This is a genomic window from Arthrobacter crystallopoietes, from assembly GCF_002849715.1.
GTDB lineage: Bacteria > Actinomycetota > Actinomycetes > Actinomycetales > Micrococcaceae > Crystallibacter > Crystallibacter crystallopoietes.
Genome location: NZ_CP018863.1, coordinates 4,622,496 through 4,638,410, shown reverse-complemented (window position 1 = coordinate 4,638,410; position 15,915 = coordinate 4,622,496). Strand labels below are relative to the sequence as shown.

At 66.6% G+C, this 15,915-nt stretch carries 16 protein-coding genes; 8 read left to right on the top strand and 8 right to left on the bottom strand.

The window, feature by feature from the left end:
* Positions 1–132: 132 nt before the first annotated feature.
* The 6 genes from AC20117_RS21340 to AC20117_RS21315 form a co-directional block, all read right to left on the bottom strand.
* A complete protein-coding gene (locus AC20117_RS21340; RefSeq protein WP_074701750.1) occupies positions 133–1,089 on the bottom strand; it encodes a serine/threonine-protein kinase in 957 nt (318 codons plus the stop codon).
* A 144-nt stretch (positions 1,090–1,233) separates the two neighbouring features.
* Positions 1,234–2,040: an alpha/beta fold hydrolase gene (locus tag AC20117_RS21335; RefSeq protein WP_074701751.1), complete on the bottom strand. Its 807-nt coding sequence runs from the start codon at positions 2,038–2,040 to the stop codon at positions 1,234–1,236.
* Between the two features lie 4 nt (positions 2,041–2,044).
* Positions 2,045–2,374 carry a biotin/lipoyl-containing protein gene (locus AC20117_RS21330; RefSeq protein WP_074701752.1) on the bottom strand — a complete coding sequence of 110 codons (330 nt, stop codon included), beginning with the start codon at positions 2,372–2,374 and terminating at the stop codon, positions 2,045–2,047.
* Positions 2,367–3,347, bottom strand: coding sequence for an alpha-ketoacid dehydrogenase subunit beta (locus AC20117_RS21325; RefSeq protein WP_418202264.1), 981 nt, complete (start codon positions 3,345–3,347; stop codon positions 2,367–2,369). The genes AC20117_RS21330 and AC20117_RS21325 overlap by 8 nt, the downstream gene beginning before the upstream one ends.
* Before the next feature lie 115 nt (positions 3,348–3,462).
* Complete coding sequence (locus AC20117_RS21320; protein WP_074701754.1) at positions 3,463–4,509, bottom strand: thiamine pyrophosphate-dependent enzyme; 1,047 nt, start codon at positions 4,507–4,509, stop codon at positions 3,463–3,465.
* Between the two features lie 207 nt (positions 4,510–4,716).
* Positions 4,717–6,096 (bottom strand): amino acid permease, encoded by a 1,380-nt coding sequence (locus AC20117_RS21315; RefSeq protein WP_074703340.1) that lies wholly within the window; start codon positions 6,094–6,096, stop codon positions 4,717–4,719.
* A gap of 183 nt (positions 6,097–6,279) precedes the next feature.
* Between AC20117_RS21315 and AC20117_RS21310 the strand changes: the two genes are divergently transcribed.
* From AC20117_RS21310 to AC20117_RS21275, 8 genes are all read left to right on the top strand, one after another.
* Positions 6,280–6,771 (top strand): Lrp/AsnC family transcriptional regulator, encoded by a 492-nt coding sequence (locus AC20117_RS21310; RefSeq protein WP_074701756.1) that lies wholly within the window; start codon positions 6,280–6,282, stop codon positions 6,769–6,771.
* Positions 6,772–6,909: 138 nt separating this feature from the next.
* Positions 6,910–7,614 carry an NUDIX hydrolase gene (locus AC20117_RS21305; RefSeq protein ID WP_074703341.1) on the top strand — a complete coding sequence of 235 codons (705 nt, stop codon included), beginning with the start codon at positions 6,910–6,912 and terminating at the stop codon, positions 7,612–7,614.
* Positions 7,615–7,656: 42 nt separating this feature from the next.
* Positions 7,657–8,946: a quinolinate synthase NadA gene (gene nadA / locus AC20117_RS21300; protein ID WP_074701758.1), complete on the top strand. Its 1,290-nt coding sequence runs from the start codon at positions 7,657–7,659 to the stop codon at positions 8,944–8,946.
* Positions 8,943–10,571 (top strand): L-aspartate oxidase, encoded by a 1,629-nt coding sequence (gene nadB / locus AC20117_RS21295; RefSeq protein ID WP_236777396.1) that lies wholly within the window; start codon positions 8,943–8,945, stop codon positions 10,569–10,571. The genes nadA and nadB overlap by 4 nt, the downstream gene beginning before the upstream one ends.
* Positions 10,568–11,440: a carboxylating nicotinate-nucleotide diphosphorylase gene (gene nadC / locus AC20117_RS21290; protein ID WP_074701759.1), complete on the top strand. Its 873-nt coding sequence runs from the start codon at positions 10,568–10,570 to the stop codon at positions 11,438–11,440. The genes nadB and nadC overlap by 4 nt, the downstream gene beginning before the upstream one ends.
* A 20-nt stretch (positions 11,441–11,460) precedes the next feature.
* The gene (locus AC20117_RS21285) at positions 11,461–12,603 is read left to right on the top strand and encodes a cysteine desulfurase family protein (protein ID WP_074701760.1); all 1,143 of its coding nucleotides are present in this window, start codon (positions 11,461–11,463) and stop codon (positions 12,601–12,603) included.
* 108 nt (positions 12,604–12,711) lie between these two features.
* Complete coding sequence (locus tag AC20117_RS21280) at positions 12,712–13,521, top strand: hypothetical protein (RefSeq protein WP_074701762.1); 810 nt, start codon at positions 12,712–12,714, stop codon at positions 13,519–13,521.
* Positions 13,518–14,324 carry a transglutaminase-like domain-containing protein gene (locus AC20117_RS21275; protein WP_074701763.1) on the top strand — a complete coding sequence of 269 codons (807 nt, stop codon included), beginning with the start codon at positions 13,518–13,520 and terminating at the stop codon, positions 14,322–14,324. The genes AC20117_RS21280 and AC20117_RS21275 overlap by 4 nt, the downstream gene beginning before the upstream one ends.
* A 19-nt stretch (positions 14,325–14,343) precedes the next feature.
* Here the strand turns inward: AC20117_RS21275 and AC20117_RS21270 are convergent, their stop codons facing one another.
* Together AC20117_RS21270 and AC20117_RS21265 are read right to left on the bottom strand one after the other, a co-directional pair.
* On the bottom strand, positions 14,344–14,805 hold the full coding sequence (locus tag AC20117_RS21270; RefSeq protein WP_074701765.1) for a MarR family winged helix-turn-helix transcriptional regulator: 462 nt from the start codon (positions 14,803–14,805) through the stop codon (positions 14,344–14,346).
* A complete protein-coding gene (locus AC20117_RS21265; protein WP_074701766.1) occupies positions 14,798–15,904 on the bottom strand; it encodes an LLM class flavin-dependent oxidoreductase in 1,107 nt (368 codons plus the stop codon). Before AC20117_RS21265 ends, AC20117_RS21270 begins: the two co-directional genes overlap by 8 nt.
* Between the last annotated feature and the right edge of the window lie 11 nt (positions 15,905–15,915).

Below are 15,915 nucleotides of genomic sequence, written 5' to 3'. Positions count from 1 at the left end.
GCATTAAAGCTCGACTCATTGCCGTGCCCAACTGTTGCCCGTCGTGGGTTCTACCCGGATTCTACGCCGTCTGACCCGGCGGGCGTAGCCTCTCGGGATGACTCGCTGAAAACCTCCGCGTAGCCGAGCCGGCTAACCGACGCTGGGAGCCCGGTTCGGCGGAGCCGGAATGATGACGTTGCCCGTGGTGACATTGCCCGTGTCGACGCCGCTCTGGGCGGTCGGTGACGGGGCTAGCTCAGGAGCAAGGTGGGACGGCAGCGACGTTTCCGTCCAGGACCGCAAGGTCAAGGCGACATCGTGCGCGGTGGGGCGGTCCTGCGGATTCCTGGCAGTCATGTCACGCAGCAGTTGGCCCCAGGCCGCTCCGAGATCCTCAGGGATTTCGGGATCGCGCAGCAATCGGGCGACCGCGGCTTCGACGATCGGCCCGGGAAAGGCTTTCTCGCCGGTGAGGCATTCGAGCAAGACCAGGCCGAGCGAGTAGATGTCGGAAGCGGGCGTCACCGGATGGCTCAGTGCCTGTTCCGGGCTCAGGTAATTTGCGGTTCCGATCGTGGCGCCGTGAACCGTGGAGACGGAAGCGTCAACTACGCGTGCGATGCCGAAGTCGGAGAGTTTTGGATGCAGGCGCGTATCCTGGCTGCCGGTATCGGCGATCAGGATGTTCGCCGGCTTGACGTCCCGGTGGACTACGCCGTTCTCGTGGATGTAGTTCAACGCATCCGCCAGATCAGCACCAATGTTCGCCGTCGTCGTTGGATCCAGCCGTCCGACTGCTGCCAGCGTCTTGCGCAGATCCCGACCGTCGATCAGCTCCATCACCAGATAGCTTGTGGTGGCTCCGTCGTCCGACTGGTAGAGGCCGGCGTCGAAAAGCGTGACGAGCACAGGATGGCTCAGCGTGGCCAGCAGCAGCGTCTCAGTGTGCTGGCGCCGGTATTCGTCGTCGTCCGGGGTGGTGGGGGCGAACATTTTGACGGCAACTTCACGTCCAAGTGATTCATCCGTCGCGCGGTATACCGAGGCCGCACCACCGGTACCGATAAGGTCACCGGTCCTGTAGCGTCCCCCGAGGAATAAGTCCACTAAGCCTCCAGGGCCGGGTATGAAAGGTTTTTATCTAGTAAGTAGTCTACCTTCCCGGGGGGAGCAGTAGGCACCATAACGCGAAACGGAAGGCACACCACAATGGCTGTGCCTTCCGTTTTAGCCTTACCGGAACGGGCCGGTTCAGCCGGCGAGGAACTCGATGGCAGCATTCTTGAACGCGCGGCTGGTGACTGCGTTGGCATGGGTCCGGGCCGGCAGCCATAGCAGCTCCGCGTTGCCGCTGAGCTTGGCCAGCTCCGGTGCCGTAGTGGCCAGTTCGTCTTTCTCGCCTGCCACCAGCAGCACCGGCATCCGGGGCACCGCCTCGGCCGGGACAAAGGGCTCTATCTTGATGGCCTCGATCATGGTCAGCAGCGCGAAGACGTTGTTGCTGGGCACCAGTGTGGCCATCCGGAGCAGTTCGGCCGTGGTCGGGTCGGCGATTTCCGTCCCGTCGGCCAGGTACTGCTGGGCCGCGCGCAGGTCGAAGTCCGCCAGCGGATCCCCGACGCCTGGTCCGCCCAGGACCATCCGGCGCACCATTTCCGGCTGCGTGGCGCCGAACTCCCAAGCCAGACGTGCGCCCAACGAGTAGCCGATGAGATCCACGCCGGTGGAATCGTCGTCGTCCTTCAATGGCCGGACATGGGCGTTGTAGATCAGCTGCAGCAGATCCGCGCGGATCCGGCTGGGGGAGTAGGCATCCATTTCCTCCGGGGAAGGGCTGCCGCCGTGGCCGGGCAGGTCCACCGTGACCACCCGCCGTCCGGCCTGTGTCAAGGCGGTGATCCAGCCCGCGTCCTCCCAGTTGAGCTTGGCGGAGGACGCGAAACCGTGCAGCAGAATCACCGGCCGATGCGGACCGGTGGTGCCCTCGGCGGCCTCGTGGATCCGCACGTTCAGGTGCGGATCCACCCCCTCGACTGTCTGTTCCCGGTGCCTGCCCACCGGATTAGTCCTCGTCCAGGTTGGCGCTGAGGCGGACGCGGCGCTTGGGCGCCTCCTCCTTCGGCACGGTGCCGACGATGCCTGCCGTGTCGTCTGGAACCTCGAAGACGATCAGCGGGTCGCCCACCTTGATGGTCTCGCCGGGTTCACCGTAGGTCCTGACCACCTTGCCGGCCTGCGGCGAGGGCAGCTCCACCGCCGATTTGGTGGTCTCCACTTCCACCAGCGGGTGGTTGCGTTCGATCATTTCGCCCTCGGTGACCAGCCATTCAAGCACGGTGGCCTCGATCAGGCCCTCGCCCAGGTCCGGGAGGGGGAAGGAAATTTCAGCCACGGCGATACTCCAATACTCGCTGGATCCCGTACAGGATGCGGTCAATGTTGGGGATGTACTCGTCCTCGAGGTCTCCTGAGGGATACGGTACGTCGAAACCGGTCACCCGCTCAACGGGTGCCTTCAAGGTTCCGAAGCAACGCTCGGTAATGATCGAGGCGACTTCGGCGCCCAGACCGGAGGTCCGGGGCGCTTCATGAACGACGACGGCGCGGCGCGTCTTGGCCACGGAAGCCGCCAGGCCTTCGGCGTCGATGGGCTTGAGCCAGCGCAGGTCCAGGACCTCGATCTCGATGCCGTCCTCGGCCGCCAGCTCGGCAACCTGCAGGCAGCGGGCCACCATAGCGCCCCAGGCCACCAGGGTCAGGTGCTTGCCCTCGCGGACCACGCGGGAACCGGTCGGGCTGTAGCCTGCTGCGTCGGCGCCGGTGTTGACCGGGCCCTTCTGCCAGTACCGGGACTTCGGCTCCATGAAGATGACCGGATCCTGGCGCGTGGCCGCGTACTTGAGCAGGTGGTACGCCTCGTTCGGTCCCGACGGGGAAACAACCTTCAGCCCGGGAACGTGGGCGAACATTGCTTCCAGCGATTCGCCGTGGTGTTCGGGTGCCCGGATGCCGCCGAAGCTTGGCACGCGCAGGGTAATGGGCATCGGCAGTTTGCCGCGGCTGCGGTAGTTCATCCGGCCGACCTGGCAGATGATCTGGTTCACCGCAGGGTAGGCAAAACCATCGAACTGTACTTCCGGGATGGGGTGGTAGCCGGCCATGGCCAGCCCCACGGACATGCCCAGGATGCCGGACTCGGCCAGCGGGGTGTCGAAAACCCGCGCCTCGCCGAACTTCTTCTGCAGGCCGTCGGTGATGCGGAAGACGCCGCCGAGCTGGCCGACGTCCTCGCCCAGGATGAGGGCGCGCGGATTCTCCGTCATGACTTCGGCCAGGGCCCGGTTCAGGGCCTGCTGCATGGACATGGTTTCGGTGGCTCTGGCGTCAGCGGGCTCCGGGAAGTTCTGCACGGATTCCTGCTGGACATCGGCGGCGGCGGTGTTGTCCTGGGCGGCTTCGAGGTCGCTCAGGGTGGTGTGCTCAGACATGTTCCGATTCCTCCCGCCAGGCGCTGGCCTGTGCCTTCAGTGCTTGTGTGGGTTCCTGGTAGACAAAGTCGAACATCTCCGTGCCGGGCCGCGGGCCGAGCGCGTTGATGCCTGCGCGGATCTGCTCTTCCTCGGCCTTGGCCGCAGCCAGAGCTTCGTCGAAGAAGGCTTCGTCGGCGATCCCGTCGGCCAGCAGCCGGGCGCGCATCCGCGCCAAGGGGTCTTCGCCGCCGTCGGTACGTTCTTCTTCGAGGGTGCGGTAGCGGCCCGGATCATCGCTGGTGGAGTGCGGCCCGCGGCGGTAGGTCATGGCCTCGACTACCGCCGGTCCCTTGCCTGCACGGGCGTGCGCCAGCGCTGCGGCAGTCGCCTGGGTGACGGCAACGACGTCGTTCCCGTCCACCTGGATGGAGGGCATGCCGTATCCCGCGGCCCGGCCGGCCACCGAGCCGCCGGCTACCTGACGCTCGGTCGGGACCGAGATGGCCCAGCCGTTGTTCTGGATGAAGAAGACGACCGGTGCCTTCATGACGGCGGCAAAGTTCATGGCCTCGTGGACGTCGCCCTGCGAGCTGGCGCCGTCGCCAAAGTAGGTGATCGCCACGCCGAGTTCTCCCGCCGGGGTCCTGTCAAGGGTCTGGCCGTGCGCCCAGCCGACTGCGTGCAGCACGGAGCCGCCCACTACAGCCTGGATTGGGGCGAAGCGGGAGGCCTTGGGATCGTACAGGCCGCCGTGCCAGGTGGCCTTATGAGTGGACATGTATTCCACCATGTCCACCCCGACGGTGCGGGCGACGCCCATTTCGCGGTAGGTGGGGAAGACAAAGTCGCGGCTCATGTCCAGTGCGTAGCCGCTGCCGACCTGCGCCGCTTCCTGGCCCAGCTGCGGAGCGTAACCGGGGATCAGGCCCTGGCGCTGCCAGCGGATCGCCGATTCGTCCAGGTGGCGGACCGCCACCATCAGCCGGTACAGCTCCCTGAGCTCCTCACCGGCCAGCGCGGCCCGGCCTGTCCCATCCAGAGCAAGAACATCAGCCATGCTGTTTCCTCCATATCGTCTGCGTGGCCGCGGTGCCCTGCCCGCGGCCGAGAACCGCAGGCGGCCCGGCGGCCGTCCTGTAAGTGACCATAGTCACGGACAAGCTGGGTGTGCAATATGGGAGAAAAACACCGTGCAGCGTGCACAGTTAATGCGGGTGTGCAGGGCCATGACCTGGCAATTTGCTAGGCGATAGCCGGGTGGTGGTTAGCGGACTGCCGACCGTCGGCGGGCGAAGAGCTTGTTCAGAACGGCGATGCCGGCGATGAGCACTGCGGTAGAAACCAGTTGCGCGCTGGTGCCGGGGGAAAAGAACCCGACGGCCAGGATTGCGGCCAGCAGGCCCAGGCCCAGGCAGGTGATGGCAGGGAAGCCCCGCATTCTCATTGGCAGGTCCTGGCCCTCGCGGTCGGCGCGGCGGCGGAGGATCAGCTGCGATGTCAGGACCATGCCCCAGACAACCAGGCAGGTCGACCCGACAAAGCTCAGCAGCACGGGCAGGACCTTCTCCGGGAACAGGAGTTCCATGACCGTCGCCACGAAGCCGAAGGCCACCGAGGACAGGACCGCCGCGATGGGCACGCGATGCAGGCCTATCCGCTGGAGCAGGGCCGGGGCCTCACCGCGCTGGGAGAGGGAGAAGATCATCCGGGAGGCGCCGTACAGGTTGGCGTTCAGGGCCGAGAGCAGGGCAAAGGCGGCGATGATCGTGATGGCCACGTCCGCGCCCGGAATGGCGGCGACGGAGAGCACCGCGGCGAAGGGGGAGGCGAGGGCTTCCGAATCCCACGGGACCACGGTGGCGATGACCAGAACCGAGCCGAAGTAGAAGACCAGGATCCGCCACACCACCGTCTTGATGGCCCGGGAGACACTGTGCTGCGGATCCTTCGTTTCCGCCGCGGCCACCGCGACGATTTCGGTACCGCCAAAGGCAAAAATCACTACCAGCAGGCCTGCAGCAATGCCGCCCAGACCGGCGGGAGCAAAACCGTCGCCGCCGAACAGGTTGGACAGTCCGGGCGAGGGGGCATGGGGTAGCCAGCCGAAGATCAGTGCTGCGCCGAGGGCCAGGAACGCCACGATGGCGGCGACCTTGATGATGGCAAACCAGAACTCGAATTCACCGTAATTCTTGACGCCCATGAGGTTGATGGCGGTGAAAACGACCATAAATACCAAGGCCAGCAGCCATGACGGCAGCACGGGCCAGACCGAGGCGAGCAGTGCCGCGGCGCCCACGGCCTCGGCCGCAATGACGGTCACCAGCTGGAGCCACCACAGCCAGCCGATGGTTGCCCCGGCCGTGCGGCCCATGGCTTTTTCGGCATAGGTGGAGAATGCGCCGCTGCTGGGGTGTGCCGCGGCCATTTCGCCCAGCGCCCACATCACGATGATGACCAGCGTTCCGGCGAGCAGGTAGGAGACCAGTACCGCCGGTCCCGCGGCCTGGATGCCTGCGCCGGAGCCGAGGAAGAGGCCGGCGCCGATTGCACTGCCGAGCCCCATCATGGTCAGCTGGCGCGAGGTCATGGACTGGCCAAGACCCTGGCGGGGTGTCCCTGCTTCATCAGTGCTGGACTGCATCTGTCCGCCGTCGGAGGGGTGGGGGCTCGTGCGCGTCATGCGGATTCCTGTCATCGGCTGTGGCCTTATAACTGTGGATCCAAGGACCAGCGGTGGAAGCATTTGGTCAATGCGCCGCCTCGGCTGACAATTTGTATACTCCTGCAGCCGTAGGTGCCTCAGATTGGAAGGGTTAGCAGCGCCGTGAATATTGACTCACTGGATTCCCGGATCGTCACGCTCTTCACGGAGGACCCCCGGATGTCCGTGCTGGAGGCATCGCGGGTGCTAAAAGTGGCCCGTGCCACAATACAGGCGCGGCTGGATAAAATGCAACGCCACGGGGTCATCGCCGGCTGGGGCCCGCGGCTTTCGCCGGCCGAGCTGGGCTACGTGGTGAAGGCGTATTGTTCGCTGGTTATCCGGCAGGAATCCGGGCATGACGCGGTTGCCGAAGCCTTGTCCAGGATTCCCGAGGTGCTGGAACTGCACACCGTATCGGGGGAGAGCGACCTGCTCGCCTGCGTGGTGGCGAGGTCCAATGCCGATCTGCAACGCGTGCTCGACGAGATGACCGCCACCAATACCGTGCTGCGGTCGTCATCGGTCATTGTCCTGAACAGCCATTTCGAGGGCCGCACTTTGCCGCTGGTGCAAGCGGCAGGCGCTGCCGCGGAGCCGCCAGCTTCCGCATAGCCCGCGGCCGGCCCGGGCCTCCGGCGAGCTTCACAAAACTGCCGTCACCAAAAAGTGATTGTGTCACATCGACTTTAACAGGCTAGAATGTGTTCTGGTCATAATGACTATTACTGATGAGGGCAAGGAGGTGTGGAAGTGGCGGTCTACTCGGCGAACGTTTCGGAGCGCAGGCAGCAGCCGCCCGAGCTTGCCATTTCCACCGTCATCTTCGCGCTGCGCCCGGATGCGGATTCGGCGCGCCCCACCATCTGGCTCCCGCTGGTCCGCCGCACGCGGCAGCCCTACCGTGATCTCTGGGCCCTGCCTGGCGGACCGCTCAGTCAGGAGGAGTCGTTGCAGGACGCTGCCCGGCGGAATCTGCAGGACACCACATCGCTGCAGCCGAGCTATCTGGAACAGCTGTACGCCTTCGGCGGCCTGGATCGGTCGCCGGTCCAACGTGTCGTCTCCATCGTCTATTGGGCGCTGGTGAAGCCGGACGTCGCGGCGCTGGCGCGCGAAACCGAAAACGTGAGGTGGTTCCGCGCCGACCATCTTGGCCAGCTCGCCTTCGACCACAACCAAATTGTGGACTATGCGCTGTGGCGGCTGCGGAACAAGGTGGAGTACAGCTCCATTGCCTACGCCTTCCTGGGCGAAAAGTTCACCCTTGCCCAGGTCCGCGAGGTCTACGAGGCCGTTCTGGGCAAGGAACTGGACCCGGCCAACTTTCGCCGCCAGCTGCGTGCCGCCACGGACATCGAGGCCACCGACGAATACCTGCAGGGCGGCCGGCACCGGCCGCCCCGGCTCTACCGCTATACCGGGAGCACCAGCCCCGGCAACGGACCCCTCGGCTAACCAGCCGGAACTTTTGCCAACCGCCAGAAATCGGAGAAGACCATGGCATCAACCAACACCATCGAGCTCATCACCCGCGAGGAAGCCCAGACGCGCCCGGCGGCCGCCGGCAGCTGCAGTCCGGACCTGGTCAAGGCGCCGTGGAATTTCGACGGCGGCGCCACGCCTGCGTACGGCCCGGGTGCCTCCATGGCCGATATCGCCCCGGCCGCAACCCCGCGGCAGGGCCAGATCCCCGAGGAATACAGGCTGGCCGGCGACGACGAGCTGCACGCCAAGATCATGGCCGTCAAAGAAAAGCTGGGCGAAAAGCTGGTGGTGCTGGGCCACTTCTACCAGCGGGACGAAGTCGTCAGGTATGCGGATTTCGTGGGCGATTCGTTCCAGCTGGCCCGGGCCGCCAAGGAAAAGCCGGAGGCGGAAATCATCGTCTTCTGCGGCGTGCACTTCATGGCCGAAACCGCGGACCTGCTCTCCGGTGCGGACCAGTCCGTTATCCTGCCGAACCTGGCCGCCGGCTGCTCCATGGCGGACATGGCGGACATCGACTCCGTACAGGCCTGCTGGGACCAGCTCACGGACGTGCTCGGCTCGGAGCCGGATGAAGACGGCAGGCTGCCCGTCATCCCGGTCACCTACATGAACTCCTCCGCCGCGCTGAAGGGCTTCTGCGGCGAAAACGGCGGCATCGTCTGCACCTCATCGAACGCCGCGACCGTACTGGAATGGGCCTTCGAGCGGGGCCAGCGCGTGCTGTTCTTCCCGGACCAGCACCTGGGCCGCAACACCGCCAAGGCCATGGGCGTGCCGCTGGAGCAGATGCCGATGTGGAACCCGCGCAAACCGCTGGGCGGCAACGACGAGCAGGCCCTGCAGGATTCGCGCGTCATTCTCTGGCACGGCTTCTGCTCGGTCCACAAGCGCTTCACGGTGGACCAGATCGAGAAGGCACGCTCGGACTACCCCGGCGTGCGGGTGATTGTGCACCCCGAGTGCCCGATGCCGGTCGTTGATGCAGCGGACGAGGCCGGATCGACCGACTACATCCGCAAGGCCATCGACGCCGCTACCGAGCCCACCGTTTTCGCCATCGGCACCGAGATCAACATGGTGAACCGGCTGGCCGCGGAGTACCCGCAGCACACCATCTTCTGCCTGGATCCGGTGGTCTGCCCGTGCTCCACCATGTACCGGATCCACCCCGGCTACCTGGCCTGGGTCCTGGAGGCCTACGCCGAGCGCGGCGAAGTCCTGAACCAGATCACCGTTGAGGACAATGTGGCGGTACCGGCGCGCGTGGCCCTCGAGCGGATGCTGGCAGCCAAGCCGTGAACACGCGGCGTCGCACAGGCAGCCGGCGGATCGTCGTCGTCGGTTCCGGCATAGCGGGCCTCTATGCGGCGGCGCTCGCCGCCGAGGAATCCGACGGGCACCAGGTGACGCTGGTGACCAAGGGGGCACTTGCGCAGAGCAACACCTGGTTCGCGCAGGGCGGGATCACCGCCGTGACCGGACAGGGCGAGGCCGCGGGCGATTCCATCGACGCACACGTGGCGGACACGCTCCGCGCAGGTGCGGAAATGAACGACGACGCCGCGGTGCGGCTTCTGTGCGAAGCGGCCGGCGCCGAGATCGACACCCTGCTCCGGTGGGGAGTCCCCTTCGACCGGAAGGGGACACGGCTGGCGCTGGGACTCGAGGGCGCCCATTCGGCGGCGCGGATCCTGCATGCCGGCGGGGACCGCACCGGTGCCGCCATTGCCGAGGTGCTGATCCGCCGGGTAGTATCCCTGGCCGGCGCCGGACGGCTGGAGCTCCGCGAGCACAGCTTCGTGACCCGCCTGCTGGAAACCGCCAGCCGGGTCACCGGCGTCGAACTCTTCGGCGCACCCGACGGCGAGGTGCGCACGCAGCTGCCGGCCGACGTCGTTGTTCTCGCTACCGGCGGGGCCGGGCAGCTCTACGAAGCAACCACCAATCCGGACACCGCCACCGGTGACGGTGTGGCGCTCGCCTGGGCGGCCGGGGCGGTCCTGACGGACCTGGAATTCATCCAGTTCCATCCCACGTTGCTGGATCCGGCCGCGGCCAACGGAACGGCCTTCATGATCTCCGAGGCGGTCCGCGGGGAGGGCGCCCTGCTGGTGGATTCCACCGGGCACCGCTTTATGCCGGATTACCACCCGGATGCCGAGCTGGCACCCCGGGACGTTGTCTCGCGCGCGATCTGCCGGCAGCGGCTGCTGCTGGAGTCCCGCGGCGAAGCGCCCCAGGTCTACCTGGACGCCACCGGTATCAGCCGGGCCAAGGGGACGGACTTCCTGGCCCGGCGTTTCCCCACCATCCACACCACCGTGTCCGCGCTGGGCCTGGACTGGAACGCGCAGCCGCTGCCGGTAGTGCCCGCCTCGCATTACTGGATGGGCGGGATCCGTACGGACCTCGCCGGACGGACCTCGGTGCCGGGCCTGTTCGCCGTGGGGGAGGCCGCCTGCACCGGAGTGCACGGCGCCAACCGGCTGGCATCGAACTCGCTGCTGGAAGGGCTCGTCTTCGCCCGCCGGGCTGTCCGGGCGCTCGCCGTCGGGGAGCGGACCCCGGTGGTCGAGGCGCTCCCGCTGGAGCTTCCGGAAGGCACCGTGCCCTGCACCCGTGCCGACCTGCAGCGCCTGATGTCCTCGGCAGCGGGCGTGGCACGGGACGGCGCAAGCCTGGAGCTCGCCGCCAAGCAGCTTGGCGAGTGGGCCGTGGAGCCAACGGACCAGGCGGGGGCCGAAGACGCGAACCTGCTCACCACCGCCCGCCTGGTGGTTGCCGCGGCCCGTGCACGCGAGAACTCCATCGGAGCCCATTACCGCACCGATTTTGAAAACCGTCCGGCGGGCAGCGGCCGCCTCAGTTTTGTTAATCCTCGTGCCGGTGTCCCCGGCCACAGCGCCAGCCAGGAGCAGCCATGAACCATATTCTTCCGCCCGACCAGCCGACGCTCGAGCGCATTGTCGCCGCCGCGCTCGCCGAAGACGCCCCGTGGGGCGACATCACCTCGAACGCCCTCATCCCGGCAGAGGCCACCGCGACCGCCGAACTGGCCGCGCGCGAGCCGGGCGTGTTCGCCGGCGTTCCGGTGCTGGAAACCGTCCTGCGGCAGGTCGACGCGTCCGTTTCCGTAGGGTTCAAGGTCCAGGACGGGGCCACGTTCGACGCCGGCCAGGTGCTGGCGGTGATCAGCGGCAACGCCCGCTCCATCCTGCTGGCCGAACGCGTGGGACTGAACATGCTGCAGCGCCTGAGCGGTATCGCCACCCAGACGGCTGCCTTCGTCGCAGCGGTGGCCGGAACGGCGGCCCGGGTGGTCGATACCCGAAAGACGACCCCCGGGCTGCGCGCGCTGGAGCGCTACGCCGTGAGGTGCGGCGGCGGGCACAACCACCGCTATTCGCTCTCCGATGCCATGATGGCCAAAGACAACCATCTCGCCGTGATTACCGACGGCGGCCGCAAGGATCTGACAGAGGCGCTGCGGGAAGCGAAGTCGCGGCTGCCGCACACGGTCCATTTTGAGGTCGAAGTGGACCGGGCCGAGCAGATCGAACCCGTGCTGGCAGCCGGGGTGGATACGATCATGCTGGACAACTTCTCGCTGGAGGGGCTCCGCGCCGGCGTGACCCAGGTGGCGGGACGTGCCCTGGTGGAAGCCAGCGGCAATGTCCGGCTGGAAACGGTGGGGGACATTGCCCGCACCGGCGTGGACGTGATCTCGTCCGGTGCCCTCACCCACAGCGTCAGGTCCCTGGATCTGGGGCTGGACATCCGTATCTCCCACTGACGAAAGCAGTACCTGATCCCATGATTTACCTGGATGCCGCCGCCACTGCTCCCGTGCGCCAGGAGGTGCTGGAAGCGATGTGGCCGGCCTTGACGCAGGACTTCGGCAACCCCTCCAGCCACCACACGGTCGGTGAAGCAGCCGGGCGGGCCCTGGAATATGCACGCAGGACCGCGGCGCAGGTGCTCGGCTGCCGGCCCGGGGAGATCGTCTTCACCTCCGGGGGCACCGAAGCAAACAACCTCGCCATCAAGGGGCTGGCGCTGGCCTCGCCGCGCGGCAAGCGCATCGTGGCCAGTGCCGTGGAGCATCCCTCTGTTCTGGAGGCCGTGGAGTACCTGGAACGGCTGCACGGCTTTACGCTCGTCCGCGTCCCGGTGGACCCGGACGGCGTCGTCGATCTGGAAGTCCTGGCCGCCGAGCTCACGCCGGAGACCACCTTGTGCACGGTGATGTACGCCAACAATGAGGTGGGCACAATCCAGCCGGTCGAAGAGATTGCCAGGCTGTGCCGGGAGGCGAAGGTTCCGTTCCATACGGATGCGGTGCAGGCCGCCGGCTGGCTGGATCTCGACGTTAGCCGCCTTGGCGTCGACGCGCTGAGTATTTCGGGGCACAAACTCGGTGCGCCCAAGGGCTGCGGCCTGCTGTATGTCTCGGGCCGGCGGCCGCTGGAGCCGCTGGTCCATGGCGGCGGCCAGGAAAACGGGCGCCGGTCCGGCACGGAAAACGTCGCCGGTGCTGTAGCCGTGGCCACTGCCTTATCCCTGGCGGAGAAGGAGCGCGCCGAGACGGTGCCGCGGGTCACCGGGTACCGCGACTACCTGATCGAGCAGGTGCTGAAGGCGCTGCCGGAGGCCCAGCTGACCGGGCACCGGACGGGGCGGCTACCGGCCAGCGCCTCCTTCTGTTTCCCGGGCACCTCGGGAGAAGCAGTTCTCCTCGAGCTCGAGCGGCGGGGCGTAGTGTGTTCCAGCGGCTCGGCCTGCGCGGCCGGTTCGGATGAACCGTCCGCGGTGCTGCTGGCCATTGGAATCGATCCCGCGGTGGCCCAGACCGCGGTGCGGCTGACCTTCACTGCAGCGGTCAAGGAGGCCGAGATCGCTTTGGCCGTACGGGCGGTGGTCAGCGCAGTGAAAGACGTCCGGAAGCTGGCGCCCTAGCCGGCCTGCCGGAGTTCGCAGACACGCCACCTGGTACGGCGGTTTGGCGGTGCGGGATCGGTACCGTGGAAGGAAATCCCCTTGCCGCGACCGAAGGAGCGTGATCCCTTGCCTGCAGCACGATCCACCCGGCGCCTGCGGTCAGTTGCCGCCCTGGCCGTCGCCGGCGTAGCACTCTCCGGCTGCGGCCTGCTGGACCTTGCCCCGGACGCCGGAGCCGCCGGAGGAGCTGCAGTTCCACCGGTGCAGGCCGCGCCGCCGTCGTCAATGACCATGCCGCGCCCTTCTGCCGAACCTTCCGGAACGGCCAGGGAAGGCTGGAAAACCTACACTGACCCCGCCGGCGCCCTCAGCTTCGACCTGCCCGCAGACTGGACCGTGCAGCAGCAGCCCGAACCGACGCAGCCATCCGACGGTGGGATTCATCTGGACATCCGCGACGGCGAGGGCAGGGCAGCGGCCCAGCTGCATACCCGGCTTATCCTGGAGGACGTGCACTGCACCCCGGGTAACGTGACCGACTACGTGGTGCTGGCCAGCGAGCCCCTCGATGTCGCCTCGGCGGAGGGAACCGGCAACATTGAACCGCGGTTCGTGTTCCGGATGCTGCGCGGCTATAAGTTCTTTGCCTCGATGGGCATCACGAATAAGGTTGGCAGCGTGGACAATAAGGCCTGTGCGATTCAAAACGTGGTGGCGGGGCCGGATAGTGTGGGCCTTTACTCATTTTCGGATACCCCAGTGCACGGGCTTCCGTCGGCCGACGAGCCGGCCGGGGAGCTGAAGAACTACAACAGTGTGCAGGAAGCACTGGAGTATTTGGAAACGGACCGCTTTGCGCAGCTGCGGGAGATGATCACCTCCCTGCGGATCGCAGAGCAGGCCGCCGCAATATCCAGCCAAAGGGAGCGTTCATGAAACGAGCCGCCTCGGCCCGTCTCGTCGCCAGGACCACCGCCAACACATCCATGGTGTTTGCCATTGCCGCCGCCCGGAACCCCGGCTACACCGCCTTCGAGGAGACCTTCACCGTGACGGTCGACGGCGCCGAGGTACAGCTGGAGGAACTGGCCGATAACCACTCCGGGCGGCTGCACGCCCTGCACGTGGATGAACCGTCCACGGTTGAAGTGGACTACTCGGTTGCGGTGGAAGGGCTGGCGGAGCCGGAACGCATCGACCGGACCGAACTGATCCGGTACGTGCGCCCCAGCCGCTACTGCGAGTCGGACAAGCTGCTGCCGACGTCGTACGCCGAATTCGGGTCGCTGCACGGGAAGGAGCTGCTCAACGCCGTGCGCACCTGGGTAGGGCGGGAGCTGCGCTACGTCAGCGGCTCCTCCCGGCCCACGGACGGAGCAGTGGAAACCCTGTTGGAACGCCGCGGGGTCTGCCGCGACTTCGCCCATCTGGTGGTATCGCTGCTGCGGGCCAAGGATGTGCCGGCGCGGCTCGCCGCGGTGTACGCCCCGGGGCTGGATCCGATGGACTTCCACGCCGTTGCCGAAGCCTATATCGAGGGCGCCTGGCACGTGGTGGACGCCACCGGCATGGCCCCGCGGCAGACGCTGCTGCGCATTGCCACCGGGCGGGATGCCTCGGACACGGCCTTCCTCTCCACCGTGGGCGGGAGCCTGTCCCTGAAGGAGCTGAAAGTGACCGCCGTGGTGGATGACTTCGTGCCGGAAACGGACCCCGCGGCGGCCGTGCAGCTGCGCTGAGAGCCGGCCGCCACCGGGATCAGCGGTCTTTGAGACCGGTGCGGAGCTTGTCCGTGAGGAACTGGAGCTGCTTGAACTCCTCCTCGCTGAGGGCCGGCGCGAGCATCTCGTGCAGATGGCGCACATGCACGCGGCCGATCTCCTGCTGCAGCGCGCGGCCTTCCTCGGTCAGGGCAATCTCGATGCCACGCTGGTCCCGCTCAGCCGTTCGGCGCTGCACCAGGCCTTTGGCTTCCAGCCGCTCGACCATCCGGCTCAGGCTCGGCTGGCTGATCAGCAGGGCCTCGTTGAGCTCATTGAGCCTGGTCCACCCGGTGGGGCAGTGGCTGAGGTTGAACAGCACATCGTATTCGCGCATGGCCAGCTTCTTGAACTCCGGCAGCTGCTGCATCCGGCGCATCACCGCCACCTGGGTGCGGAAAAGCGACTCCCAGGATTCCGACGTCGTCCTGATCTGCGGCTGCGATTCCTCGTCAGCCATTGGACACCGTCTCCTGTGCCAAGGCCCCATCCCGTGCTGCCTTGCGGCTGGCGTGCGTGGGCGCGTCCGGAACATGGGCCGGCTTGCGGGCAGCGAACTCGCGCTTGAGCACGGGCAGTACCTCTTCACCGAAAAGGTCCAACTGTTCGAGCACGGTCTTCAGCGGCAGGCCGGCGTGGTCGATCAGGAACAGCTGGCGCTGGTAGTCGCCGAAGGCGTCGGCGAAACTGAGGGTCTTCTCGATGACCTCCTGCGGGCTGCCCACGGTCAGCGGGGTCTGCGCCGTGAAGTCCTCCATCGACGGGCCGTGGCCGTAGACCGGGGCATTGTCGAAGTAGGGGCGGAACTCGTTCACCGCGTCCTGCGAGTTCTTGCGCATGAAGAACTGTCCGCCGAGGCCTACGATCGCCTGATCTGGGGTGCCGTGGCCGTAGTGCTCGTAGCGCTCACGGTAAAGGCCGATGAGCTGCATGTAGTGCTCCTTGGGCCAGAAAATGTTGTTGGCAAAGAACCCGTCACCGTAGTATGCGGCCAGCTCGGCAATCTGCGGGGTGCGGATGGAGCCGTGCCAGACGAAGGGCGCGACGCCGTCCAGCGGGCGAGGCGTGGCGGTGAAGTTCTGCAGCGGGGTGCGGTGCTTGCCCTGCCAGTTCACCACGTCCTCGTCCCAGAGCTTGCGCAGCAGCGCGTAGTTCTCGACCGTCAGCTCCAGCGAATCCTGGATGTTGCGCCCGAACCACGGGTAGACCGGAGCGGTGTTGCCGCGGCCCAGCACCAGGTCCACGCGGCCGTCCGACAGCTGCTGGAGCATGGCAAAGTCTTCGGCGATCTTGACCGGATCGTTCGTGGTGATCAGCGTGGTCGTTGTGGAAAGGGTGATCCGCTCCGTCTGGGCTGCGATGTAGCTAAGCAGGGTGGTGGGGGAGCTGGAAAAGAATGGCTCGTTGTGGTGCTCGCCGATGGCGAAGACATCCATGCCGATCTCTTCAACCTTCTTCGCGATCGCGACGGCCGCCTTGATCCGGTCGTGCTCGGTCGGGGTCCGTCCGGTGGTGGGATCCTGGGTGATATCAGAAACGCTGAATACGCCGATTTCCATGCTGTGCCTCT